The organism is Pantoea sp. CS_6 (assembly GCF_041954745.1).
GTDB lineage: Bacteria > Pseudomonadota > Gammaproteobacteria > Enterobacterales > Enterobacteriaceae > Pantoea > Pantoea stewartii.
On record NZ_JAVAYG010000006.1, the window covers coordinates 29647 to 54298 of the forward strand.

General features: G+C 54.1%; 20 protein-coding genes. 6 read left to right on the forward strand and 14 right to left on the reverse strand.

Going from position 1 to position 24652, the window contains the following annotated elements; genetic code table 11:
- Window position 1: 1 nt before the first annotated feature.
- From nuoI to lrhA, 9 genes are all read right to left on the reverse strand, one after another.
- Window positions 2-544, reverse strand: coding sequence for an NADH-quinone oxidoreductase subunit NuoI (gene nuoI, locus RAC90_RS10500; RefSeq protein WP_006120020.1), 543 nt, complete (start codon window positions 542-544; stop codon window positions 2-4).
- A gap of 10 nt (window positions 545-554) precedes the next feature.
- Entirely contained in the window at window positions 555-1532 is a 978-nt protein-coding gene (gene nuoH / locus RAC90_RS10505; protein ID WP_033740629.1) for an NADH-quinone oxidoreductase subunit NuoH, read from the reverse strand.
- Window positions 1529-4252: an NADH-quinone oxidoreductase subunit NuoG gene (nuoG, locus tag RAC90_RS10510; RefSeq protein ID WP_375124324.1), complete on the reverse strand. Its 2724-nt coding sequence runs from the start codon at window positions 4250-4252 to the stop codon at window positions 1529-1531. The genes nuoH and nuoG overlap by 4 nt, the downstream gene beginning before the upstream one ends.
- Before the next feature lie 111 nt (window positions 4253-4363).
- The gene (gene nuoF / locus RAC90_RS10515) at window positions 4364-5704 is read right to left on the reverse strand and encodes an NADH-quinone oxidoreductase subunit NuoF (protein WP_170317973.1); all 1341 of its coding nucleotides are present in this window, start codon (window positions 5702-5704) and stop codon (window positions 4364-4366) included.
- Window positions 5705-5706: 2 nt separating this feature from the next.
- Window positions 5707-6222 (reverse strand): NADH-quinone oxidoreductase subunit NuoE, encoded by a 516-nt coding sequence (gene nuoE / locus RAC90_RS10520; RefSeq protein ID WP_006120024.1) that lies wholly within the window; start codon window positions 6220-6222, stop codon window positions 5707-5709.
- A 2-nt stretch (window positions 6223-6224) separates the two neighbouring features.
- On the reverse strand, window positions 6225-8024 hold the full coding sequence (gene nuoC / locus RAC90_RS10525; protein WP_006120025.1) for an NADH-quinone oxidoreductase subunit C/D: 1800 nt from the start codon (window positions 8022-8024) through the stop codon (window positions 6225-6227).
- Window positions 8025-8139: 115 nt separating this feature from the next.
- A complete protein-coding gene (locus RAC90_RS10530) occupies window positions 8140-8817 on the reverse strand; it encodes an NADH-quinone oxidoreductase subunit B family protein (RefSeq protein WP_006120026.1) in 678 nt (225 codons plus the stop codon).
- 16 nt (window positions 8818-8833) lie between these two features.
- A complete protein-coding gene (locus tag RAC90_RS10535) occupies window positions 8834-9277 on the reverse strand; it encodes an NADH-quinone oxidoreductase subunit A (protein ID WP_006120027.1) in 444 nt (147 codons plus the stop codon).
- Window positions 9278-9915: 638 nt separating this feature from the next.
- A complete protein-coding gene (gene lrhA / locus RAC90_RS10540) occupies window positions 9916-10839 on the reverse strand; it encodes a transcriptional regulator LrhA (RefSeq protein ID WP_033740635.1) in 924 nt (307 codons plus the stop codon).
- A 962-nt stretch (window positions 10840-11801) separates the two neighbouring features.
- On the opposite strand from lrhA, the gene RAC90_RS10545 reads away from it, so the two are divergent.
- Window positions 11802-13019: a pyridoxal phosphate-dependent aminotransferase gene (locus RAC90_RS10545; protein ID WP_033740636.1), complete on the forward strand. Its 1218-nt coding sequence runs from the start codon at window positions 11802-11804 to the stop codon at window positions 13017-13019.
- A 70-nt stretch (window positions 13020-13089) separates the two neighbouring features.
- Window positions 13090-13689, forward strand: a complete 600-nt coding sequence (gene yfbR, locus RAC90_RS10550; protein ID WP_006120030.1) for a 5'-deoxynucleotidase — start codon at window positions 13090-13092, stop codon at window positions 13687-13689.
- A gap of 30 nt (window positions 13690-13719) precedes the next feature.
- Here the strand turns inward: yfbR and RAC90_RS10555 are convergent, their stop codons facing one another.
- The 3 genes from RAC90_RS10555 to yfbV all read right to left on the reverse strand — a co-directional run bounded on the left by RAC90_RS10555 (window position 13720) and on the right by yfbV (window position 15479).
- Window positions 13720-14379, reverse strand: a complete 660-nt coding sequence (locus tag RAC90_RS10555) for a sugar phosphatase (protein WP_006120031.1) — start codon at window positions 14377-14379, stop codon at window positions 13720-13722.
- 13 nt (window positions 14380-14392) lie between these two features.
- The gene (locus tag RAC90_RS10560; RefSeq protein WP_006120032.1) at window positions 14393-14887 is read right to left on the reverse strand and encodes a YfbU family protein; all 495 of its coding nucleotides are present in this window, start codon (window positions 14885-14887) and stop codon (window positions 14393-14395) included.
- A gap of 142 nt (window positions 14888-15029) precedes the next feature.
- Complete coding sequence (gene yfbV, locus RAC90_RS10565) at window positions 15030-15479, reverse strand: terminus macrodomain insulation protein YfbV (protein ID WP_054633417.1); 450 nt, start codon at window positions 15477-15479, stop codon at window positions 15030-15032.
- A gap of 334 nt (window positions 15480-15813) precedes the next feature.
- On the opposite strand from yfbV, the gene ackA reads away from it, so the two are divergent.
- Entirely contained in the window at window positions 15814-17016 is a 1203-nt protein-coding gene (ackA, locus tag RAC90_RS10570; protein WP_033740641.1) for an acetate kinase, read from the forward strand.
- 69 nt (window positions 17017-17085) lie between these two features.
- Complete coding sequence (pta, locus tag RAC90_RS10575; RefSeq protein ID WP_006120035.1) at window positions 17086-19233, forward strand: phosphate acetyltransferase; 2148 nt, start codon at window positions 17086-17088, stop codon at window positions 19231-19233.
- 55 nt (window positions 19234-19288) lie between these two features.
- Here pta and RAC90_RS10580 read toward each other — a convergent pair whose 3' ends face one another.
- Window positions 19289-20374 (reverse strand): ABC transporter ATP-binding protein, encoded by a 1086-nt coding sequence (locus RAC90_RS10580; protein WP_006120036.1) that lies wholly within the window; start codon window positions 20372-20374, stop codon window positions 19289-19291.
- Between the two features lie 265 nt (window positions 20375-20639).
- Complete coding sequence (locus RAC90_RS10585; protein WP_375124325.1) at window positions 20640-22133, reverse strand: PLP-dependent aminotransferase family protein; 1494 nt, start codon at window positions 22131-22133, stop codon at window positions 20640-20642.
- Window positions 22134-22250: 117 nt separating this feature from the next.
- On the opposite strand from RAC90_RS10585, the gene RAC90_RS10590 reads away from it, so the two are divergent.
- Both RAC90_RS10590 and RAC90_RS10595 read left to right on the forward strand, forming a co-directional pair.
- Window positions 22251-23513 carry a 4-aminobutyrate--2-oxoglutarate transaminase gene (locus tag RAC90_RS10590; RefSeq protein WP_039339696.1) on the forward strand — a complete coding sequence of 421 codons (1263 nt, stop codon included), beginning with the start codon at window positions 22251-22253 and terminating at the stop codon, window positions 23511-23513.
- 113 nt (window positions 23514-23626) lie between these two features.
- Window positions 23627-24652 carry an ABC transporter substrate-binding protein gene (locus RAC90_RS10595; protein WP_033740647.1) on the forward strand — a complete coding sequence of 342 codons (1026 nt, stop codon included), beginning with the start codon at window positions 23627-23629 and terminating at the stop codon, window positions 24650-24652.

The following is a 24652-nucleotide window of genomic DNA, read 5'->3' on the forward strand; positions in this document are numbered from 1 at the left end:
CTTAAGGTAGTAAGCCTTTGACGTCGATAGGTTTCGCTTCGTTCTCTGCGTCACCCTTATCTTTACCGTCAATTGCCATACCTGCCATACGGTAGAAGTTGTACTCCGGATATTTACCCGGCCCCGAGATCAACAGGTCTTCTTTTTCGTATACCAGATCCTGACGCTTGAACTCGCCCAGTTCGAAATCCGGCGTCAGCTGGATAGCGGTGGTTGGGCAGGCCTCTTCGCACAGGCCGCAGAAAATGCAGCGTGAGAAGTTGATACGGAAGAACTCTGGATACCAGCGGCCGTCTTTGGTTTCCGCTTTTTGCAGCGAAATACAGCCTACCGGACAGGCTACCGCACACAGGTTACAGGCAACACAACGCTCTGCACCATCAGGATCGCGGGTCAACACAATACGGCCACGGTAACGCGGTGGCAGGTAGACCGGCTCTTCTGGATACATCTGGGTTTCGCGTTTCGCGAAGGCGTGCATGCCAATCATCCAGATACTGCGCACTGTCGTGCCGAAGCCTACGACAATATCTTTTAACGTCATTTGTTACCCCTTACTGCGCTGTATAAAGAATCACTGCGGCGGTCGCCAGCAGGTTCAACAGCGTCAACGGCAGACACACTTTCCAGCCGAACGACAGCACCTGGTCATAGCGTGGACGCGGAAGCGCAGCACGAATCAGGATGAACATCATCATAAAGAACGCCGTTTTCAAGGCGAACCAGATGAACGGCGGCAGGAAAGGCCCGTGCCAGCCACCAAAGAACAGCGTCACAATCAGCGCTGAAACGGTGGTAATCGCGACATATTCGCCGACAAAGAACAGACCAAATTTCATACCGGCATATTCAATGTGGTAACCGTCAGCCAGTTCCTGCTCGGCTTCGGGCTGGTCAAACGGATGGCGGTGACAAACGGCCACACCCGCGATACAGAAGGTCACAAACCCAAAGAACTGCGGGATGATGTTCCACAGATGCGTCTGACTGTTGACGATATCGGTCATGTTGAACGAGCCCGCCTGCGCTACCACGCCCATCAGTGACAGACCCAGGAACACTTCGTAACTCAAGGTCTGCGCAGAGGCACGCATCGCACCTAACAGCGAGTATTTGTTATTACTCGACCAGCCCGCAAACAGCACGGCATATACAGCCAGGCCCGCCATCATCAGGAAGAACAGCAACCCGATATTGAGATCGGTCACCACCCAGGTCGGTGAAACCGGGACGATAGCAAAGGCCAGCAGCAGGGAAACAAACGCGATGACCGGCGCCAGCGTAAAGATAAAGCGATCGGTGAACGGGGGAACCCAGTCCTCTTTAAAGAACATCTTGATCATGTCAGCAACCAGCTGCAACGATCCGCCCCAGCCCACACGGTTTGGCCCATAGCGGTTCTGAAACAGGCCGAGCAAACGACGCTCGGCGAAGCTCATAAACGCACCGCAGGCCACCACGACCAGCAAAATCACCAGCGCTTTACCAATGGCGATCAGAATGTCGATAACATCCGGTGTTAACCAGCTCATTGCGCCGCCTCCTGCAGAGAATCAATTTTCGCATTCGCCAGGAAGGGCGGGACACCCGGCATACCGAGTGGAAGCCCAACCTGCCCTGCCTGCAAAGAAGCCGAGAAACGCACTGGCAAACGTACGGTTTCACCTGCACAGGTTAATTCCACTGCTGCACCGTTATTCACGCCCAGCTTCGCGGCATCTTCCGGGTTCAGAACCAGGGTTGGTGCCGACATGCGCTGCTGGATAACCGGCGCACGCTGCGTCATTTCTTCACTTCCGAATAACTGGTAGTAAGGCGCGACGCGGAACTGACCTTGCGTGGCATAGGCTTCTGGCACGCTGCTGAACCAGGCAAGCTGCGCATCGCTGGCTTCGAACAAACGCACACCGGGATCGCCATGACGCAGTTTCCCGCCCACTTCATCCTGGAATTTGTTCCACGCCTGCGGTGAGTTCCAGCCTGGTGCCCACGCAAACGGAATTTGCGAACGCGGTGCGCTCGGCTGGTTGTTCCCTTCCATCGAGAAGGCAAACATGGTGTCCTGATCCTGCGGCTGACGCGGCTCGTGCACGCTGATATTCGCGCGCACAGCAGTACGCCCACTGGCACGGTGCGGAGAACGCGCCAGCTTCTGACCACGAATACGGAAGCTGGCATCCGGCGCCGCATCCTTGATCCCTTTCAGCTGTGGCAGACTTGCCACAACGGCATCAATGACATGGTCCAGTTGCGTCCAGTCAACGTGACGACTTTCCAGCGCGCTGTGCAGTGAGTGCAACCAGCGCCAGCTTTCCAGCATCACAATGCTGTTATCGTAGTAGGCAGGATCGTACACCTGGAAGAAGCGCTGTGCGCGGCCCTCATGGTTAATTGACGTACCGTCGCTTTCGGCAAAACTGGCGGCGGAAAGCAGCAGTCCGGCTTTTTCCACCGTGGCGGTGCGCTGATGATCGACCACAATCACGTTAGCCGCATGGTTCAGCGCCGCATCGACCTGCGCTTTTGGCGCATGGCGATACAAATCGTTTTCCAGCACCACGACCGCATCGGCTTCGCCGTTCTGCAGTTGTTCCAGTGCCTGGTCCAGCGTATTGCCCCCCATCAGGCCCAGGCCCATGCTGTTAGCATGACCAGCCAGCAGGGTGATACCGACGTCTGCACCGCGCGCTTTCAGGGCTTTGGCCACGTTCGCGGCCGCTTCGATCATGGCACTGCTGCCTGAATGCACACCGGAAATGATTAGCGGTTTTTTGGCACCGGCCAGCGCCTGTACCACCACATCCAGCTTACCGTTCAGCGCACTGTCGAAGTCGCTGACGGCTGGCGCACTGTCGTCCAGCGCGTGGGCAATCGCAAAGCCAAGACGCGCCTGTTCTTCAACCGGGGCACGGTAGCTCCACGCCGCGATGTCGTCCAGACGGGTTTCATCGACGTTGGTGACAAATAACGGATGCTTAGCGTGCTGACCGATATTGAGGATCGCGGCGATCTGCCAGTCTGCGACTTTCTGCGCAGCGGCCATTTCGCGGGCTTTGCCTTTTACTGCCTGACGCACTGACAGGGCCACGCGTGCGCCAACCTGTGTCAGGTCTTCGCCTAACACCAGCACCGCGTCGTAGCTCTCGATCTCGCGCAGTGAAGGCGTATAAATGCCGCCTTCACGCAGCACTTTCAGCAGCAGTTCAAGACGCGCCTGTTCGCCCGCGGGCATACCGGTAGAGAAGTTTTCCGCACCGACCAGTTCGCGCAAAGCAAAGTTACTTTCGATGCTGGCACGCGGCGAACCAATACCAATGACGCGCTTCGCCTGACGCAGGACATCGGCTCCGGCGTTAACGGCCTGCTCGGCATTCAGCTTCACGCTGTCGTTGCCACGCAACTGGACCGGATGGCGAGGACGATCTTTCAGATTGACATAACCGTAGCCAAAGCGACCACGATCGCACAGGAAGTAGTGGTTAACGCTGCCGTTATAGCGGTTTTCGATACGACGCAGTTCGCCGTAGCGCTCACCGGGGCTGGTGTTACAGCCTACGCTGCACTGCTGACAGATGCTTGGCGCGAACTGCATATCCCATTTGCGGTTATAGCGTTCGGAGTGGGTTTTATCGGTGAACACGCCGGTCGGGCAGATTTCCACCAGGTTACCGGAAAACTCGCTTTCCAGCGTGCCGTCTTCCGGACGACCAAAATACACGTTGTCGTGCGCACCATACACGCCCAGATCTTTACCGTCGGCATAATCTTTGTAGTAACGCACGCAGCGGTAGCAGGCGATACAGCGGTTCATTTCGTGCGAGATGAACGGACCGAGATCCTGATTGCGGTGGGTACGTTTGGTGAAGCGATAGCGGCGGAAGCTGTGGCCTGTCATGACCGTCATATCCTGAAGATGACAGTTACCGCCCTCTTCACATACCGGACAGTCATGCGGGTGGTTAGTCATTAACCACTCCACCACGCTTTCACGGAACTCTTTCGCTTCGCCATCATCAATTGAGATGAAGGTGCCATCGGACGCCGGTGTCATACAGGACATGACAAGGCGGCCGCGGGTGTCTTCAGCGTTCTGGAATTGCTTCACCGCACACTGGCGGCAGGCACCCACGCTTCCCAGCGCCGGATGCCAGCAAAAATAAGGAATATCAAGGCCCAGAGACAGACATGCCTGTAGCAGGTTGTCCGCTCCGTTCACATCATATTCTTTACCGTCTACATGGATTGTAGCCATAGTGACATGCTTCCGTCAGGCTCGTCAGAAACGAGCGTTAATCAAATTCTTGCCCCTGCACACTGCAACAGGGACGGCGGCACAGGGCCAGCTCCCGTGGATAACGGCGAATTACCAGCGCGCTTTCAGCAGGTTTGGCTGAATACCGCCGATAGATCGGGTATTGCCAAACACCTGCGGCGCAATGCCGGCTTCAAACTCTTCACGGAAATATTTAATGGCGCTCTGCAGCGGCTCGACCGCACCCGGCGCGTGGGCACAGAAGGTTTTGCCCGGGCCAAGCTGGCGGCAAAGCTGCTCCAGGGTCTCAATGTCCCCCGGCTGGCCTTTTTTCTGCTCCAGCGCGCGCAGAATCTTCACGCTCCACGGCAGGCCATCACGGCATGGCGTACACCAACCGCAGGATTCGCGGGCAAAGAACTCTTCCAGGTTACGCACCAGTGAAACCATGTTGATTTCATGGTCCACGGCCATTGCCAGAGCGGTACCCAGACGGCTGCCGGCTTTACCAATGCTGGCAAATTCCATGGGCAGATCGAGGTGCTGCTCCGTTAAAAAGTCGGTCCCCGCGCCACCCGGCTGCCAGGCTTTAAAACGCAGGCCGTCGCGCATACCGCCGGCATAATCCTCAAGGATTTCGCGTGCGGTGATGCCAAATGGCAGTTCCCACACGCCAGGGTTTTTGACCCGGCCGGAGAAGCCCATCAGTTTCGTACCGGCATCGTCGCTTTTTGACAGACCTTTGTACCACTCGACGCCGTTGGCCAGAATAGCCGGCACGTTCGACAGCGTTTCAACGTTGTTCACGCAGGTCGGCTTGCCCCACACGCCCGCGCTTGCCGGGAAAGGCGGCTTGGAACGTGGGTTGGCACGGCGACCTTCCAGGGAGTTAATCAGTGCCGTTTCTTCACCGCAGATATAACGTCCCGCGCCGGTGTGGACGAACAGTTCAAAATCAAAACCGGTACCCAGAATGTTTTTGCCCAACAGGCCTGCTTCAGTGGCTTCCGCAATCGCACGACGCAGATGCACTGCGGCTTCAATGTATTCGCCGCGCAGAAAGATGTAGCCCCGGTAAGCTTTCAGGGCAAACGCACTGATTAGCATGCCTTCCACCAGCTGATGCGGCATCTGTTCCATCAACAGGCGGTCTTTATACGTGCCAGGCTCCATTTCATCGGCGTTACACAGCAGGTAACGGATGTTCATGGATTCATCTTTCGGCATCAGGCTCCACTTCAGGCCCGTCGAGAATCCGGCACCGCCGCGCCCTTTCAGACCGGAATCTTTTACCAGTGAGACGATTTCGTCAGGTGCCATCCCTTTCAGGGCTTTTTCCGCACCGGCATAGCCGTTTTTGCTGCGATACTCATCAAGCCATACCGGCTGCTGATCCTCGCGCATGCGCCAGGTCAGGGGATGGGTTTCAGCAGTACGAATGATCTGTTTGATTGTCATTGATACTGCTCCAGCAAAGAGGCGATGCCTTCCGGCGTCAGATGAACGTGGGTATCTTCATCCACCATCATGGTTGGACCTTTATCACAGTTACCCAGGCAACAGGTCGGCAGTAAGGTAAAGCGACCGTCGGTTGTCGTCTGGCCAGGCTTAATATTCAGGTTTTCTTCCAGTGCCGCCTGAATCCCCTGAAAACCGGTGATGTGGCACACCACGCTGTCGCAGTAGCGAATCACGTGACGGCCAACAGGCTGACGGAAAATCTGACTATAGAACGTTGCCACGCCTTCTACGTCGCTGGCAGGAATCCCTAACACTTCTGCAATCGCATGGATCGCACCGTCAGGCACCCAGCCGCGCTGCTTCTGCACAATTTTCAGTGCTTCAATGGAGGCAGCGCGCGCATCTTCGTAATGGTGTTTTTCGTGCTCAATCGCATGGTGCTCTTCCGCACTCAGCACGAAGACCTCGTTAGGGTCGATCGTTTTAATAGCAATGTGTTGATCGTGCATAATTAGCGGTCCACGTCTGACATAACAAAGTCGATACTACCGAGGTATACGATCAGGTCGGATACCAGGCTGCCACGGATTACCGATGGAATCTGCTGCAGGTGCGGGAAGCTCGGTGTACGCACACGCGTGCGGTAACTCATCGTGCTGCCGTCGCTGGTCAGGTAGTAACTGTTGATCCCTTTGGTCGCCTCAATCATCTGGAAAGATTCGTTGGCCGGCATGACCGGGCCCCAGGAAACCTGCAGGAAGTGGGTGATCAGGGTTTCAATGTGCTGCAGCGTACGCTCTTTCGGTGGCGGCGTGGTTAACGGATGATCCGCCTTAAACGGCCCTTCCGGCATGTTGTTCAGGCACTGCTCCAGGATACGCAGCGACTGCCACATCTCTTCCATTTTCAGTTGTACGCGCGTATAGGCATCACTGATGCCGGCGCCCACAGGAACCTCAAAATCGAAGTTTTCATAGCCTGAGTAGGGGCGCCATTTACGCACGTCAAAATCGAGACCCGTTGCACGTAGTGCGGCACCGGTTGTGCCCCAGGCCAGCGCTTCTTCCATGTTATAGGCGGCTACGCCCTGCGAACGGCCCATCAGTACGGTGTTGCGCAGCGCCGCTTTGTCATACTCTTTCAGACGTTTTGGCATCCAGTCCAGGAAGTCACGCAGCAGGCGTTCCCAGCCTTTCGGCAGGTCATGTGCGACGCCGCCAATACGGAACCAGGCCGGATGCATACGGAAACCAGTAATCGCCTCCACCACGTCATAAATTTTCTGACGGTCGGTAAAGGCAAAGAACACCGGCGTCATGGCCCCGACGTCCTGAATAAAGGTAGAGATGTACAGCAGGTGACTGTTGATGCGGAACAGCTCTGAAAGCATCACGCGGATTACGTTAACGCGATCGGGCACCACGATGCCGGCCAGTTTCTCTACCGCCAGCACATAAGGCATTTCGTTGACGCAGCCACCGAGGTATTCGATGCGGTCAGTGTAGGGAATATAGCTGTGCCAGGATTGACGCTCACCCATCTTCTCGGCACCACGGTGGTGATAACCAATATCCGGAACGCAGTCGACAATCTCTTCACCATCCAGTTGCAAAATGATGCGGAATGCACCGTGCGCGGAGGGGTGGTTAGGACCCAGGTTGAGGAACATGAAGTCTTCACTGGCAGTACTGCGTTTCATGCCCCAGTCTTCTGGCTTGAACGTCAGCGCTTCCATTTCCAGATCTTCTTTCTGTTTGGTCAGCGTGAAAGGATCGAATTCGGTGGCGCGCGCAGGGTAATCCTTACGCAGCGGGTGCCCTTCCCACGTCTGCGGCATCATGATGCGGGTCAGGTGCGGGTGACCATCAAAAGTGATGCCGAACATCTCCCAGGTTTCGCGCTCATACCAGTTCGCATTGGCGAAAATTTTCGTGATGGTCGGCACGTGCATATCGTTTTCAGACAATGCCACCTTGAGCATGATGTCGCGATTGCGTTCAATCGAAAGCAGGTGGTAGAAAACGGAAAAATCCGCGGCAGGTAACCCGGCGCGGTGGGTGCGTAAACGTTCGTCCATACCATGCAGGTCATAGAGCATGACGTAAGGCTTGGGTAATTTACGCAGGAAAGTGATGATTTCCAGTAGCTGTTCACGCTTAACCCATACCACCGGAATCCCGGTACGTGTTGCCTGAACAGTAAAGGCATCCGGCCCAAAACGATTACGCAATTCGCCAATTACCGGGTCATCCAGATGATCCCGGGTTTGCCATAGCGGCTGAGCGAGATCTTGCGTGGTCAAATCTGTCATACGTTACTCACCATTCCGGCCTGCTAACAGGCGCTCAAATGAAGGCGTCAGGATGGTGCCATGCATTAATTTGTGTATTGTCGCTGCAGGCACTAATTCCATCCATACGGTTAACTTAAACTTCGTCTGGTGTACGCAGGTTGGTTACTGCAATACGCTCGCCACGCTTACGTTCACGCTCAGACTGCATATTGGCACGGTAAACGCCCTGATCGCCGACCACCCAGGACAGAGGACGACGCTCTTTACCAATCGACTCCTGCAGTAACAGCAGAGCCTGCATGTAGGCTTCAGGACGCGGTGGGCAACCTGGAATGTAAACGTCAACCGGCAGGAATTTATCAACGCCCTGCACGACAGAATAGATATCGTACATGCCGCCTGAGTTAGCACAGGCCCCCATGGAAATGACCCATTTCGGCTCCAGCATCTGATCGTACAAACGCTGAATCACCGGGGCCATTTTAGTGAACGGCGTACCGGCAATAACCATAAAGTCGGCCTGACGCGGTGAGGCACGCATAACCTCAGCACCAAAACGCGCCACATCGTGCACGGCGGTGAAGGAGGTGGTCATCTCAACGTAGCAGCAGGAAAGACCAAAGTTGTAGGGCCACAGGGAATTCTTACGTCCCCAGTTCACCATGTCGTGCAGGGCATGTTCGAGCTTGCCCATGTAAACGCTGCGATGAACGTGCTGCTCCAGCGGATCGCTGACGATTTCCTGCTTTTGCAGAGGGTAACGGTCGTTCTCACCACCGTTCGGGTCTATGCGGGTGAGCGTATAGTCCATCTTATTGCCTCTCTTTTTACTGCTTGTGAGGATTGGTGTGACTTACCGTGGGAGTTTTAACCACGATTCGGCGGCGTGCAGGAGTCCAGTCCAACGCGCCAATGCGCACCAGATAAACCAGGCCCGCCAGGAGCACCAAAATGAAAATTGCGGCTTCCACAAAGCCGACCCATCCACTTTCACGGATTGAGGTCGCCCATGCGTATAAAAAGAGAGCTTCGACGTCGAAGATAACGAAGAACATCGCCACCAGGTAGAATTTGGCGGATAAGCGGATGTGAGTATCACCCACGGATTCAATACCGGATTCGAAAGGCGTGTCTTTATGACGGGCACGAGCTCTGCCGCCTAACAGCCATCCTCCGGTCAACATAAACGCACAAAGGCCAAATGCGATGACGATAAAAACGATGAATGCCCAATGCTGAGCGATGATTTCGGTGGTAGTTGACATACTCATTGCTTACTCATCAAAAGTGGCGCTGGCATCCTGCTCTGGTTCTGGCAGCAAACTCACCACATCGATTCAAAGGGAAGGATAAAAACCTTACAAATTTTGCTGTTAATGTGCAATAAGCAGCAATTTTATGTGGTTTTTTACTCCTTTCTATAACCTTTTGTCAACTTTGACAAAAGTATCCAAACATTATTTTACACCTGCATCATATTATTAACATATGACGCGCGTGTTTCCAGCTAAATCGCTTCAGTCTGTAGGGGTAATTTCAGTGTAGCGGGTATTTCAACGTGTGGATCGCGTTATCAACGCGCATAGTTTGACAGGATTCGACGGGATTGCCTTGCTTTTAGAAGGGCTATTTTGTTGATCCAGAACACAGAATTATCATTTTTGTGTTAAATTTAATCAGTTATCAGCCTGATTCGCATCAACAAATCTCCACTTCGTGCTTTCCCTTCCCCGCTCGCCCTGTTGACCAGAGTATGAACAGGTATTTGACAGAACAGGACTGAAAAAGAAAACCACGGGTCAGAAAAGCAGCAAAAAAAAGCCTCTTGTTCCGGTTACAGAACAAAAGGCGCATTTACTCAGTTTAACGTACCGGCAGATTTCGCATTTTTTGCGAAAGAAGACGGGATTTACTCTTCGTCGTCCAGCAGTAAGGCACCATCGGCATTGCCGATCATGTTGTAGGGATCGTGGGTAGACTGCATGGCGTTGAAAATGGCCAGCGCCAGTTCGTTGTCGTTGTCCGCGTTGCGGCACAGCAGATACTGAGTATCTGGCAGCACCGGTAATCCTTCTGCTGCACCCATTACGCGCAGTTCAGGGCTCATCATCTCCACCGGACGCGCGGTCACGCCTAAACCAGCTTTAACGGCAGCACGTACCGCTGCCAGCGTTGAAGCGACGTAAGAGATGCGCCAGGGAATGCCTGCTTCGTTCAGATGGTCAATCGCCATATCACGATAAGGGCTGGGTTCATCCAGCAATACCAGAGGGATCGCTTCCCCACGCTGGAACACATAGTCCGCTGCGCAATACCACAGGGTTGGCGATGTCCGCAGTACCTGATGTGTAAAGTTACCCGGACTGGAGGTGGTAACAACCAGATCGACTTCGCCCTGATTCAGCATTTCCATCATAAATGGATTGCGTTTCACACGAACGTCAATGGCCAGTTTGGGATAAACAGAGGTAACGCGGTTTAACAGGAACGGCAGAATGGTATCGGACGTATCGTCTGACGCACCGATTGTCAGAACGCCCTGAATATTGCTGTACATCAGCGATGTGCAGGCTTCATCGTTAAAACGCAGAATTTTTCTGGCATAACCCAGAAGCTGAATGCCATGTTCTGTTAATAATTTGTTGCGGCCATGCCTGGCAAACAACTCTTTACCGACCAGTTGTTCCAGACGCTGCATCTGCTGACTTACTGCCGATTGCGTTCTGCATACCGCAGCAGCCGCGGCTGCAAAGGTGTTTAAATCCGCAACAGCAACAAAAGTTCGAAGCAGATCGAGATCGAGATTAAGTATCGGACGATTTGCATTAGTCATGTTTTTCTTCACTTATTAGAGTTTTAAGAACTACTATCCTGGTGTTATTACAAGCTTATCAAAGCGATAAGCGGTAATGATGCTTCATGCCGTCCCAACACAGGGCCGACATAAAATTTACTTACGAAGGCGCACGGCACGTTCCTGTAAAACACGGAAGCCGTGACCTGAAGACAGAGACAACTTCTGTACCGAAGGCACTGGATGCAAAATTGCGGGAAGCTGTGTAGTTGTCTTTTTCAACCCCAAAAAAGTCATTACGCCGGGGTAAATGGGTCTGTCATACACACACGCTGTATCGCGTTTAATCACATCAAATAGTAAATTATACTTAATCATTTTTGACCGCAAAATGGAAATGTTTTTATGAAAAGCATTGCAAATTTTGATCGGATCGCATTTTCCAACACGTCATGCACGTCCTGTGCGCATTCAACCCGCCCAAAAACAGTGAATAAGACTTTTAGACAGGTAAACCTGTACTAAAGATGCTCTCTGTTTTTTAGCCTGGCTTCAAAAAACGAAAAAAAGTCCTTAGAGATAAAATAGTTAACCGTATTAACGATTAATGCACGGCTGTTACACCCTACTTACGCTATGCACTATCGTGCAAAATTTATGCATCAATAAAGCATAATTAAACTATTTCATTTATGACGCATTAGGCCTGTTCAGATTTCAGTATGTCGATTACGTTCCCTGTCGGCATAAAAAAAAACAGCAACGCGCCAAACAAAGCCTTTTCATCAGGCAGCATAAAAAGCCATTAATTACGACTCAAGCAGACTTTTAAACCATTCAGGGTCATAAGCAATATGCATTACGTCGTCTGGACGGAGACAAAGATGCTGAAGACGCCAAAACCACCTCGCGCCCTTCTTTTGTGTTCGTGAGGAGAGTACATTGTGCAGGTTTGTTTTCAGCGGCAGGCAAAAGGATTCTGCATATTAAGGCGGCCAAAAATGACTTTTCAAATTGATAAATCCGGCAAACTGGACAATGTGTGTTATGACATTCGTGGGCCGGTTTTAAAAGAGGCCAAGCGCCTGGAAGAAGAAGGTAATAAAGTTCTCAAGTTGAACATCGGTAACCCCGCGCCGTTTGGCTTTGAAGCGCCCGATGAAATTCTGGTGGATGTGATCCGTAACCTGCCCAGTGCACAAGGTTATTGCGATTCCAAAGGGCTCTATTCCGCCCGAAAGGCCATCATGCAGCATTATCAGGCGCGGGATATGCGCGATGTCACAGTAGAAGATATCTACATTGGAAACGGTGTGTCAGAACTGATCGTTCAGGCGATGCAGGCGCTGCTGAACAGCGGAGATGAAATGCTGGTTCCGGCACCGGACTATCCGCTCTGGACGGCAGCCGTGTCGCTGTCGAGCGGAAAAGCCGTGCACTATTTGTGTGATGAGTCCGCCGGCTGGTTCCCGGATCTGGATGATATTCGTAGCAAAATCACGCCACGCACTCGCGGCATTGTTATCATCAACCCCAACAACCCCACCGGCGCGGTTTACAGCAAAGAGCTGCTGATGGACGTGGTTGAGATAGCCCGTCAGCATAACCTGATTATATTTGCTGACGAGATCTACGATAAGATCCTCTACGATGCCGCACAGCATCACTCTATTGCCGCACTGGCACCGGACTTGTTAACGGTCACGTTTAACGGCCTGTCAAAAACCTACCGTGTGGCGGGCTTCCGTCAGGGCTGGATGGTGCTGAATGGTCCGAAAAAGCACGCAAAAGGCTATATAGAAGGGCTGGAAATGCTGGCTTCCATGCGCCTGTGCGCCAACGTTCCGGCGCAGCACGCAATTCAGACCGCCCTGGGGGGATATCAGAGCATCAGCGAGTTCATCGCACCGGGTGGTCGTCTCTACGAACAGCGTCAGCGAGCCTGGGAACTGATCAACGATATTCCCGGCGTCAGTTGTGTGAAGCCGGAGGGAGCGCTGTACATGTTCCCGAAAATTGATGCCAAAAAATTCAATATTCAGGACGACCAGAAGATGGTGCTGGACTTCCTGTTACAGGAAAAAGTGCTGCTGGTGCAGGGCACCGCGTTTAACTGGCCGTGGCCCGATCATCTGCGTATCGTAACCCTGCCGCGCGTCGATGACCTGGAAATGGCCATCAATAAGTTTGGCCGTTTCCTGCAAGGCTACCGCCAGTAGTCCTGTTGCATCTATACTGATGTCATTTTGGGGAGAGTTGACCTCTCCCCTGTCGTAAACAGGAACGACCATGACTCAAAGCCATTTCTTCGCCCACCTCTCACGCCTCAAACTGATTAACCGCTGGCCACTGATGCGTAACGTGCGGACCGAAAACGTCTCTGAACACAGTTTACAGGTGGCGATGGTCGCCCATGCGCTGGCCATCATCAAGAACAAAAAGTTTAACGGTAACCTGAATGCCGAGCGCATCGCGATGATGGCGCTGTACCATGATGCCAGTGAAGTGCTCACGGGCGATTTGCCTACCCCGGTGAAGTATTACAACGCGCAAATTGCCCATGAATACAAAAAGATTGAGAAAATCGCGCAGCAGAAGTTGATTGAGATGCTGCCCGACGAGTTGCAGGACGTTTATCGCCCGCTGATTGATGAACATCTGCACAGTGAAGATGAGAAAGCGGTAGTGAAGCAGGCCGACGCACTCTGCGCCTACGTTAAATGCCTGGAAGAGTTGTCGGCAGGCAACAATGAATTCTTACTCGCCAAGGCGCGGCTGGAAAAAACCCTGACTCAGCGTCGCTCGCCTGAGATGAGCTATTTTGTTGAGGTGTTTATCCCAAGCTTTAGCCTGTCTCTGGACGAAATCTCGCAAGATACACCGCTCTGATTCAGGCGGCCCGATGCCGCCACTCTGCACTTAAGGCTGGCTGTGAAAGGCAAACTTACCCGCTGGCTGTCTGGTAATGATTAGTGACGCCAGTGAAGTCAGGCGCAGCGCCACGTCATCCAGTCGCGGTGTCTCGTCTGGCGCATTGACAGCAATGACGGCACAGCCCGCCGACAGCCCGGCGATCACGCCAGCAGGCGCATCTTCAACCACAACACAGTCGGCTGGAGACAGTTTCAGCCTTTCGGCACCCAGCAGGTAGGGATCGGGTTCAGGCTTACCCTTTGCTACCTGCTCAGCCGTAATGAAGACCGCAGGCAGAGGCAGGCCCGCCGCTTTGTGGCGGGCATGAGCCACTGGCACAGAACCTGAAGTAACAATCGCCCAGGGGATCTGCAGTTCATTAAGCTGAGTGAGCAGCGCCAGGGCACCTGGTAACGCCTTCACACCGTCCGTATCTTCCGCTTCCGTTTTTTCCAGTGCCAGGAACTCGGCCTGAATCGCGGCCTCTGACTGACCGGCCATAAAATGACGCAGGGAGGTGATTGCCTGTTTACCGTGAATGAAGTCCAGAATTTCATCAGCCGCAATGCCATGACGTGCGCCCCAGTTAGACCAGGCACGTTCAACCGCCGGTAATGAATCCACTAAGGTGCCGTCTAAATCAAACAAAAAACCACTGTACTCCACACGTCACTCCTCATCAGGCGTTAATGATTTGCGCAATCTCGTTTACGCTTAAATGGTACTGGCGGGGACAAGTCTGCCATAAAGCCAGCATGCGTTGATACTTTTCCCACATCGGTGTTTGTGCATTGAAGCCGTGCGTGCCGGAATCAAAATGCGTGTAGCGCCCTTCCGTATTCACCATAAAGCGTACATAGCCAAGGTAGCGGGATTCCGTAGCCGCATCAAATCCCAGAAACGCCAGGCGCCGGGTATCAATCTCTCCTTCGGTTTTCAGATTAGACCAGGAAATCTGTAGCGCATGGTGCATTTCCATGATGTCGATGAGCGTACGGCAGGTGGCTTCAGAGAGTTCGCCGAACTCTTTATCCAGTTCACGCATCTGCAGGCTGTAGCCGCGCTCAATAATGGTCTGATAACGCCGAAAGCGCTCCGCATTCTCAGGCTCCAGCATCGCCATCATTTTGTACTGGTTCGCCAGAATTAAGCGTTGTGCGTGGGTCATTTCCATCTTTCTCTCCCTCAGCCCAGAGGCTGTTCAGGTTTTATACGATGGAAGGATGATGACACAGGGGGAGCGATGCGGAGGTTGCCACATCGCTTTTCATTGATTTAACCACAGATTCACATGCAATATTTCGGCACGCTGCAGGTTAGAGATCGTCCAGAAAAGTCCGGTCCAGTTGCTTAAAGGCGCGCTTCAGCAGATCGGCAAGCGCCTGATAGGTTGGCGTGCCTTCAACCGGCGCAATCGCCTGCCCTGCGGCTTCCAGTTTGGTGCGCACGTCATGAAACCAGCGCAGAAGCGTCGGCGGCAGTGGCGTGACCGAACGTTTGCCCAGCCACCACAATCCCTGCATCGGTAAACTGCAGGCGAAAAGCGCTGTCGCGACGGCAGGACCCAGTTGCCCACCCATCGCGATCTGCCAGGTCAGTGTAAACACCGCCAGCGGGGGCATAAAGCGAATGGCAAAACGTGTGGCCGATGATACCCGGTTTTCGGGAAAGACCGGTGCCAGACGTTTATCATTGGGCCACGTCTTCATATAATGCTGCCCGCGCTGAAACATCCGGAACCAGCCCGTGTTAGATTGATTCGCCATGGCTCGCCTCAACTAATGCTGTATTTTTTGAAAAATAACTATAACGACACAACTTTACGTAACATCCTTCAAATCTTTTTGTCTTTAAAGGTGACTCCGGCTATTCTGACGCCGTTTTAGTCGCGTCAGTGTCGCAACCTTCTTTGTCACAGAGGCGATAAGACCCGTTTTAAGCGTGATTTAAAATTTATGCGTAAAAACTCAACTTTTTTTTGCATATAACGCATTATTTTGACCCGGGTATGACTTTTGTCATTAATCTGGCAGCTTCAATAGGCTACGCTGTATGTCTGATTGCGTTTTTTTTAGCCACTTTTAACAAATAGGTACTTCCATGTCGAGTAAGTTAGTACTGGTCCTGAACTGCGGCAGCTCATCCCTTAAGTTTGCCATTCTGAATCCCACCACCGGAGACGAATTTCTGTCAGGTCTGGCTGAATGTTTTCACCTGCCCGAAGCGCGGATCAAGTGGAAGCTTGACGGCCAAAAACAGGAAGCACCTTTAGGTGCTGGCGCTGCCCACAGCGAAGCACTGAATTTCATTGTTAAAACAATTCTGGCACAAAAACCAGAGCTTTCGGCACAAATCGCTGCAATAGGTCATCGCATCGTCCACGGCGGTGAAAAATTGACGCAATCGGTCGTGATCTCTGACGCTGTCGTTCAGGGTATCAAAGATGCCGCTTCTTTTGCACCGCTGCATAATCCTGCGGGCCTGATCGGCATTGATGAAGCGATGAAAAACTTCCCCCATTTGTCTGACAAGAATGTGGCGGTTTTTGACACCGCTTTCCATCAGACAATGCCGGAAGAATCCTATCTCTATGCGCTGCCCTATGCGCTCTACAAAGATCACGGCGTGCGTCGCTACGGTGCGCACGGTACCAGCCACTACTATGTGACCCACGAAGCGGCAAAAATGCTGAATAAGCCGCTGGAAACCCTGAATATCATCACCTGTCACCTCGGTAACGGTGGATCGGTTTCTGCCATCCGTAACGGCGAATGTGTGGATACCTCCATGGGGCTGACGCCGCTGGAAGGCCTGGTGATGGGCACCCGCAGCGGTGATATTGATCCGGCCATCATCTTCTTCCTGCACGATACATTGGGCATGAACGTGGATGCTATCAACAAGATGCTGACCAAAGAGTCCGGTCTGTTAGGGCTGACCGAAGTCACCAGCGACTGCCGCTACGTTGAAGATAATTACGCCACGAAAGACGATGCCAAACGCGCAATGGACGTATTCTGCCATCGCCTCGCCAAATACATCGGCAGCTATACTGCGCTGATGGACGGCCGTCTTGATGGCGTGATCTTCACCGGTGGTATCGGTGAAAATGCGGCGATGGTCCGCGAGTTAACGCTGAAGAAACTGGCTCTGCTGGGCTTTGAACTCGATCATGACCGCAACCTGGCCGCGCGTTTTGGTAAAGCGGGCTTCATCAACAAAGAGGGCACGCGTCCGGCACTGGTTATCCCAACGAATGAAGAGTTAGTCATCGCCAGGGACGCCGCGCGTCTTACCGCCTGATATCCTTTCTCCGTCAGCTCAGGCTGACGGTGTTATTTTGACACCCAGTGAACTCTGAGAGGTGCAATCGTGTCACGTACAATTATGCTCATTCCGACCGGCACCAGCGTCGGCTTGACCAGCGTTAGCCTTGGCGTTATTCGCGCCATGGAACGTAAAGGCGTTCGACTGAGCGTTTTCAAACCCATTGCTCAACCACGCGCCGGTGGCAATGCGCCCGACCAAACCACCAGCATCGTACGCAAAAATTCCGGTATTCCTGCGGCAGAACCGCTGCCCATGTCACGCGTTGAATCCTTGCTGGGATCCAATCAGCAGGACGTGCTGATGGAAGAAATCATTGCCCGCTATCATGCAAATACGCAGGATGCAGAAGTGGTGCTGGTGGAGGGCCTGGTGCCCACGCGCAAACATCAGTTTGCCAGCGCCCTTAACTACGAAATTGCTAAAACGCTGAACGCTGAAATTGTGTTTGTGACCGCGCTGGGTAATGACTCGCCGGCCCAGCTTAAAGAACGTATCGAACTGACGCAAAGCAGCTTTGGCGGTGCGAAGAATAAAAACATCACCGGCGTCATTATTAACAAGCTGAACGCGCCGGTCGACGAACAGGGCCGGACGCGTCCCGACCTGTCTGAAATCTTCGATGATTCCACGAAGGCCAGCATTGCCAATATCAATCCCGACCAATTGTTTGCCAACAGCCCGTTGCCCATCCTGGGTTGCGTGCCGTGGAGCTTTGATCTGATCGCGACCCGCGCGATTGATATGTGCCGCCACCTGAACGCGCGCATCATTAATGAAGGTGAAATTCAGACGCGCCGCGTGAAGTCGGTAACCTTCTGTGCCCGCAGCATTCCTCATATGCTTGAGCACTTCCGTCCAGGCTCGCTGCTGGTCACCTCCGCAGACCGTCCGGATGTACTGGTTGCCGCCTGTCTGGCCGCCATGAACGGCGTAGAGATTGGGGCTATTCTGTTAACCGGTAACTACGAGATCGACGAGCGGATCGCCAAACTGTGCGAACGCGCGTTCCAGACCGGTCTGCCGGTCTTTATGGTCAAAACCAATACCTGGCAGACATCACTGAGTCTGCAAAGCTTCAATCTGGAAGTGCCGGTAGACGACACACAGCGCATTGAGAAAGTGCAGGAATATGTCGCAGGCTACATCAATGCAGACTGGATTGAGTCGCTGACCGCCACCTCTGAACGCAGCCGTCGTCTGTCCCCGCCGGCATTCCGTTATCAGTTGACCGAGCTGGCACGTAAAGCCGGTAAACGCATCGTCCTGCCAGAAGGCGATGAGCCTCGCACCGTGAAAGCGGCCGCGATCTGTGCCGATCGCGGCATTGCGACCTGCGTGCTGTTAGGTAACCCGGATGAAATTCAGCGCGTGGCCGCAGTACAGGGCGTTGAGCTGGGTAAAGGCATTGAGATTGTTGACCCTGAAGTGGTTCGCCAGAACTACGTTCCGCGTCTGGTTGAACTGCGTAAAAACAAAGGCATGACCGAAGTGGTGGCGCAGGAACAGCTGGAAGACAACGTGGTGCTCGGTACCATGATGCTGGAGCGTGGCGAGGTAGATGGCCTGGTTTCAGGTGCGGTGCATACCACGGCCAATACCATTCGTCCGCCGTTACAGCTGATTAAAACCGCCCCGAACAGCTCTCTGGTCTCGTCGGTATTCTTTATGCTGCTGCCGGAGCAGGTGCTGGTCTATGGCGACTGCGCGATTAACCCGGATCCTACCGCTGAACAGTTGGCTGAAATTGCTATCCAGTCTGCCGATTCCGCCAAAGCCTTCGGTATTGATCCGCGCGTGGCGATGATCTCCTACTCGACCGGTAACTCCGGGGCAGGAAGCGACGTCGAAAAAGTGCGCGAAGCTACCCGTCTGGCACAGGAAAAACGCCCGGATCTGGTCATTGACGGTCCGCTGCAGTATGACGCGGCGATTATGGAAGACGTCGCGAAATCGAAAGCGCCAAACTCGCAGGTCGCGGGTCGCGCAACGGTATTTATCTTCCCGGATCTGAATACCGGTAACACCACCTATAAAGCGGTGCAGCGCTCAGCCGATCTGATTTCTATCGGACCGATGCTGCAAGGGATGCGTAAACCCGTCAACGACCTGTCGCGCGGTGCGCTGGTGGACGACATCGTCTATACCATTGCCCTGACAGCGATTCAGTCACTCCAGGCGGAAGGCCAGTAACAAACCGCCTGACCGGTAGTGAGAACAAAGAGCATGCAGCCCGCATGCTCTTTTTTTATTGCAATGTCACATCCAGCGCACGTAAATGCTGTGGCTGCCAGGAAAGCATAACCTCGCTCCCCGGTTTCCAATCAGGCGCGACATCGGATGAGGCCAGTTTCACCATAAAATTCCCCTGCCCGGCCACGTCGGTCAGCATGCGGACATGATCACCCAGATAGATAAACTGTTGAATGGTAGCCTGCACAGACTGGTCGCCCGGTTTTGGTGCGTTCACGTTGATGCGTTCGGGCCGGATGCTGAGCTGGATACGTTTGCCAGGCGAACTGGGTCGGACTTTCAGCGCGTCCAGATGAACGCCATTATCCAGTGCCACCTGATAATACTCGCCCTTTTGACCCGATTGTGTGGCTAACAGGCAGTTATTTTCGCCGATAAACTGTGCAACAAAGGCATTATCTGGCTGCTCATAAAGCTTACTCGGGCTGTCCATCTGCTGAATCATGCCATCATTAAACACCGCGACCCGATCTGACATGGTCATTGCTTCGCTCTGGTCATGCGTGACGTAAACGATGGTCAGCCCAAGCAGGTTGTGCAGTTGCTTGATTTCCATCTGCATATGCTCACGCAGTTGTTTATCCAGTGCCCCTAACGGTTCATCCATCAGGATCAGCCTGGGTTCAAAAACCAGTGCCCGCGCCAGCGCTACACGTTGCTGCTGGCCACCCGACATCTGGGCAGGATAGCGATCGGCCAGCGAGGTCAGTTTAATCATATCCAGCACGCGCTTAACCCGCACTTTGATATCCGCTTTGCTCAGGCGACGTATGGATAGGGGAAATGCCAGATTCTCCGCCACGGTCATATGGGGAAACAGCGCATAATTCTGAAACACCATGCCGATATCACGCTGATGGGGCGGCAGCGTGTGCAGGGGTTTATCACGCAGCAGAATCTCGCCATCGGTGGGCGTTTCAAAGCCCGCCAGCATCATCAGGCTGGTGGTTTTCCCCGATCCTGAGGGCCCTAACAGCGTCAAAAACTCCCCTTCTGCCACGTCCAGATTAAGGTTGCGCACCACCAGCTTGTCGCCGTCGTAGCTCTTTTTGATATTCCTGAAACTGACAAAATTTCTCATGGCGTACTCTCGAAAACAGGATGGAAAGGGTTTCGGCACGATTCATGCATCATCCGTTTGACATGCGAATCCTGGCGGGCCTTTTTTTAGCACTACCATAACGCCGCTGATTCGCACAAGCAGAATTTGACAAAATAAAACGAACGGGCTTGCAAAACATTCTTGCAGGCCATTGTTTTCTATTTACTTTTTAAATTTAACATTACATTAACGTGAATGAGATCACAGAATCAGGCAAGGTAAGAGGTTGCACACTTGTGGTGCCTCAGGGGGAAACTGAGGCGATTTGCAGGTGGTGTTCCAGACGGGCAAGGACAGGCGCGAACGCATTGGGGATATCCGCTTCGTCAACGCAGGCATAGCCCAAAAGTAACCCACGCTGCGGCGTGCCTTGCAGGTAGTAGGAAGACAGCGGGCGCGTCAGCACACCGCACTGTTCAAGATCAGCGCTGAACGCCACATCGTCGATGCTGTCGGGCAGTCTGAGCACCAGATGCAGCCCCGCATTGCTGTGATGCACAATCCAGTCGGCCCCCAGCGACTGGCTGATCACGGCGACCAGCGCCGCGCGGCGACGACTGTAGATCTGCCGCATCCGCCGTACATGAGCCGCATAGTGCCCTTCGCGGATAAACGCGGCCAGCGTGAGCTGCACCAGCCCATAACCGCCGCGATAGAGCTCGGAGTGCGCCATTTTCATACGCGTAGCCATGGATTTAGGCACCACCATGTAACTGAGTCGAATGCCGGGATACAACGTTTTGCTGAACGTCCCCAGGTATATGACAGGCGCATCCGCCGCCAGCCCTTGCAGCGCGGGCATCGGGCTGCCGGAAAAACGGAACTCGCCATCGTAGTCATCTTCCACCACCCAACTGCCGCTGCGCTTCGCACGCTCCAGTAACTCATGCCGCCGTTGCAGGCTCATCACCGCACCCAGTGGATACTGATGGGAAGGCGTCACGCAGATTAAACGCGGCGCAGGGCTGTCAGGCTGCTCCGGGGGCAGCACCAGCCCCTGCTCGTCAACCGGCGTAGGGATCAGCGTAACGCCGTTCACCGCCAGCACGTTACGAATGCCCCAGTAGCCAGGTTCCTCTACCAGCGCCCGGTCACCCGGATCGCACAGCATCTTTGCCAGCAGATCCAGCGACTGATGCGTGCCTGCGGTCACCAGTACCTGCTCGGGGCTGCAGTTGACGGAACGAATCACCCGCAGGTAATCGGCCAGCGCCTGTTGCAGCTCGGTGCAGCCGCCGTGGCTGGCATAGCTCAGGTTCTCAACGGGCAGGCGTCGGCTCAGACGAAGCTGGATTTTGCGCCAGATGTCGTGCGGCATGTGACTGACATCCGGTACGCCGGGCATAAACGCCCCCCACTGATGACTTCCGGCACCGCTGTTTGCCAGTAATCGCGATCCCCGACGGGACAGCCTGACGGGCTTCATTGGCGGCGAAACCGGCCTGACCAGCGGCCCGCCTGGCACCTCTTCAGGCAGCACCGCACTGACAAACGTGCCGCTACCTGTGCGGGTTTGTAAGTACCCCTCTGACTGCAACTGTTCATACACGGCCAGTACGGTATTGCGTGAGACCGCGAGTTCGCGAGCAAGGTCGCGGCTGGCGGGCAGCCGTGTTGCGGTGGCAATGGATCCATCCTGAATCGCCGCCTGCAGCGCGTCATACAGTCGCTTATTCAGCGTACCGCCGGACAGCGCGGCCAGCCGTTGTGCAAGCAGGTCACCGAGTAAGCTTCGCAAAATTGGTACCTCAAAATAAAAAAAACTGGCTCTGGATTATAAAACCCTGAAAACGCTAAAACCAAGAAGGCAAATTCCACTGTAACAATATGGAAACAAACACCACGAGGTCGCGTTATGAGTAACAGTGAAGTGCAGGTCCGTCGTCTCAATGCCACGCCACGCGGCGTGGGCGTCATGTGCGATTTCTATGCGGTGAAAGCTGAAAACGCCACGCTGTGGGATCACCAGGGCCGCGAAATCATCGATTTCAGTGCCGGCATTGCCGTACTGAACACCGGACACCGTCATCCTAAGGTCATCGCCGCCATCAAGGAACAGCTCGACTGTTTTACCCATACTGCATTTCAGATCGTGCCCTATGAAAATTACATCGCCCTTGCGGAAAAACTGAATGCGCGGGTGCCCGTCAACGGCCCTGCTAAAACCACCTTTTTCTCCACCGGCGCGGAAGCGGTTGAGAACGCGGTAAAAATTGCCCGCGCGGCGACCGGCCGTCCCGGCATCATCGCGTTTAGCGGCGCGTTTCACGGGCGCACCAACATGACGATGTCGCTGACCGGCAAAGTGACCCCGTACAAAACCGGTTTCGGCCCTTTTGCTGGCTCAGTATTTCATGCCCGCTACCCGAATGCACTGCATGGCTGTAGCGTCGAGGACGCGCTGGAGAGTGTACAAACGATTTTTCGCTGCGATATCAGCCCGCAGCAGGTCGCAGCGATCATTTATGAGCCGATCCAGGGTGAAGGCGGTTTCAATGTCGCACCGGCGGCCTTCGTCACCGCGCTACGTAAGCTGTGCGATGAACACGGCATCCTGCTGATTGCCGATGAGATTCAAAGTGGTTTTGCCCGCACCGGGAAACTGTTTGCCAGTGAGTACTATTCCGATGTGCAGCCTGACCTGATTACCATGGCGAAAAGCCTGGCCGGCGGGATGCCGTTGTCGGCCGTGTCCGGACGGGCTGAGATTATGGATGCCCCGTTACCCGGCGGGCTGGGTGGCACCTATGCGGGAAGTCCTCCTGCCATTGCAGCCGCACTGGCCGTACTGGAGGTGATTCGTGAGGAGAACCTGTGCGAGCGCGCCCTGCAACTGGGCGGGCAGCTGGCCGAAACGCTGAAAGGCGCGGGTTGTAACGCGCTGGCGGACGTGCGTGGGCGGGGTTCGATGATTGCGGCTGAGTTCTGCGACAGCACAGGAAAACCGCGCGCGGACATCGCCAAAGCCATCCAGCAGGCGGCACTGGACGAAGGCTTACTTCTGCTCACCTGCGGTGTCCACGGTAACGTGATTCGCTTCCTTTATCCGCTGACCATCCCGGATGCACAGTTCCGGACGGCATTAAATCTGCTGAATCGCATTCTCGGTCAACACTAAGTTGAGCTGGCTGGCTGCCCGTTCCGCAGTCAGCTGAGCTGATGGCATCAGGATTGCAACGCAAACACCAGGCAGTGAGTTCTGCCTGACAAGAATAATTCAGGAGTTCGGGGATGATGAAAAAAATAGCGGCAATGGTGCTGGCAGCCGTGGCGCTGCAGGCACAGGCGGAAACCCTCACGGTAGTGTCCTTCGGCGGGACGAATAAAGACGCACAGGATAAAGCGTTCTATAAGCCGTTCATGGCCGCGGGAAAAGACAGCATCGAAGCAGGCGAATATAACGGTGAGATGGCCCGCATCCGCGCCATGGTCGAAACCAAACAGATCGGCTGGGACGTCGTCGAACTGGAAACTCCGGAACTGGAGCGCGGTTGTGAAGAAGGTCTGTTTGAAACCCTGGACTGGAGCAAAATTGGCAATAAAGCGGACTTTGCCAAAGGCAGCGTCAGCGAATGTGGGGCCGGTTTCTTCGTCTGGTCAACGGTACTGACCTACGATGGCAACAAACTGAAAACCGCCCCCACGAGTTGGGCCGATTTTTGGGATGTAGAAAAATTCCCGGGCAAACGTGCGCTGCGTAAGAGCGCAAAATATACCCTGGAAATCGCGCTGATGGCGGATGGCGTGAAGCGTGAAGATGTTTATAAGGTGCTGGCCACACCTGCGGGCGTGGATCGCGCCTTTAAGAAGCTTGATGTACTCAAGCCCCATATTCAGTGGTGGGAATCCGGGGCACAGCCGCTGCAGTGGCTGGTATCAGGCGACGTTACGCTGGCCTCGGCCTATAACGGCCGTATCGGCACCGCCCAGGCAGAAGGCCATAACTTTAAAATCGTCTGGGATGGCAACCTGTATGACTTCGATAACTGGGCGATTGTGAAAGGCTCAAAACATAAAGCGCTGGCAGAGAAATTCATCGCCTTCTCGCTGCAGCCTGAGAACCAAAAGGTCTATGCCGAAAATATTCCTTATGGCCCCGCCAATATCAAAGCAGGCAAACTGCTGGCGGCGGATCGTCTGGCTCAACTGCCAACAGCGCCCGAAAACATGGCCAAAGCCGTACAGGTTAACGCCACGTTCTGGCTGGAGCATGGTGAAGAACTGGAACAGCGTTTTAACGCCTGGGCCGCGAAATAA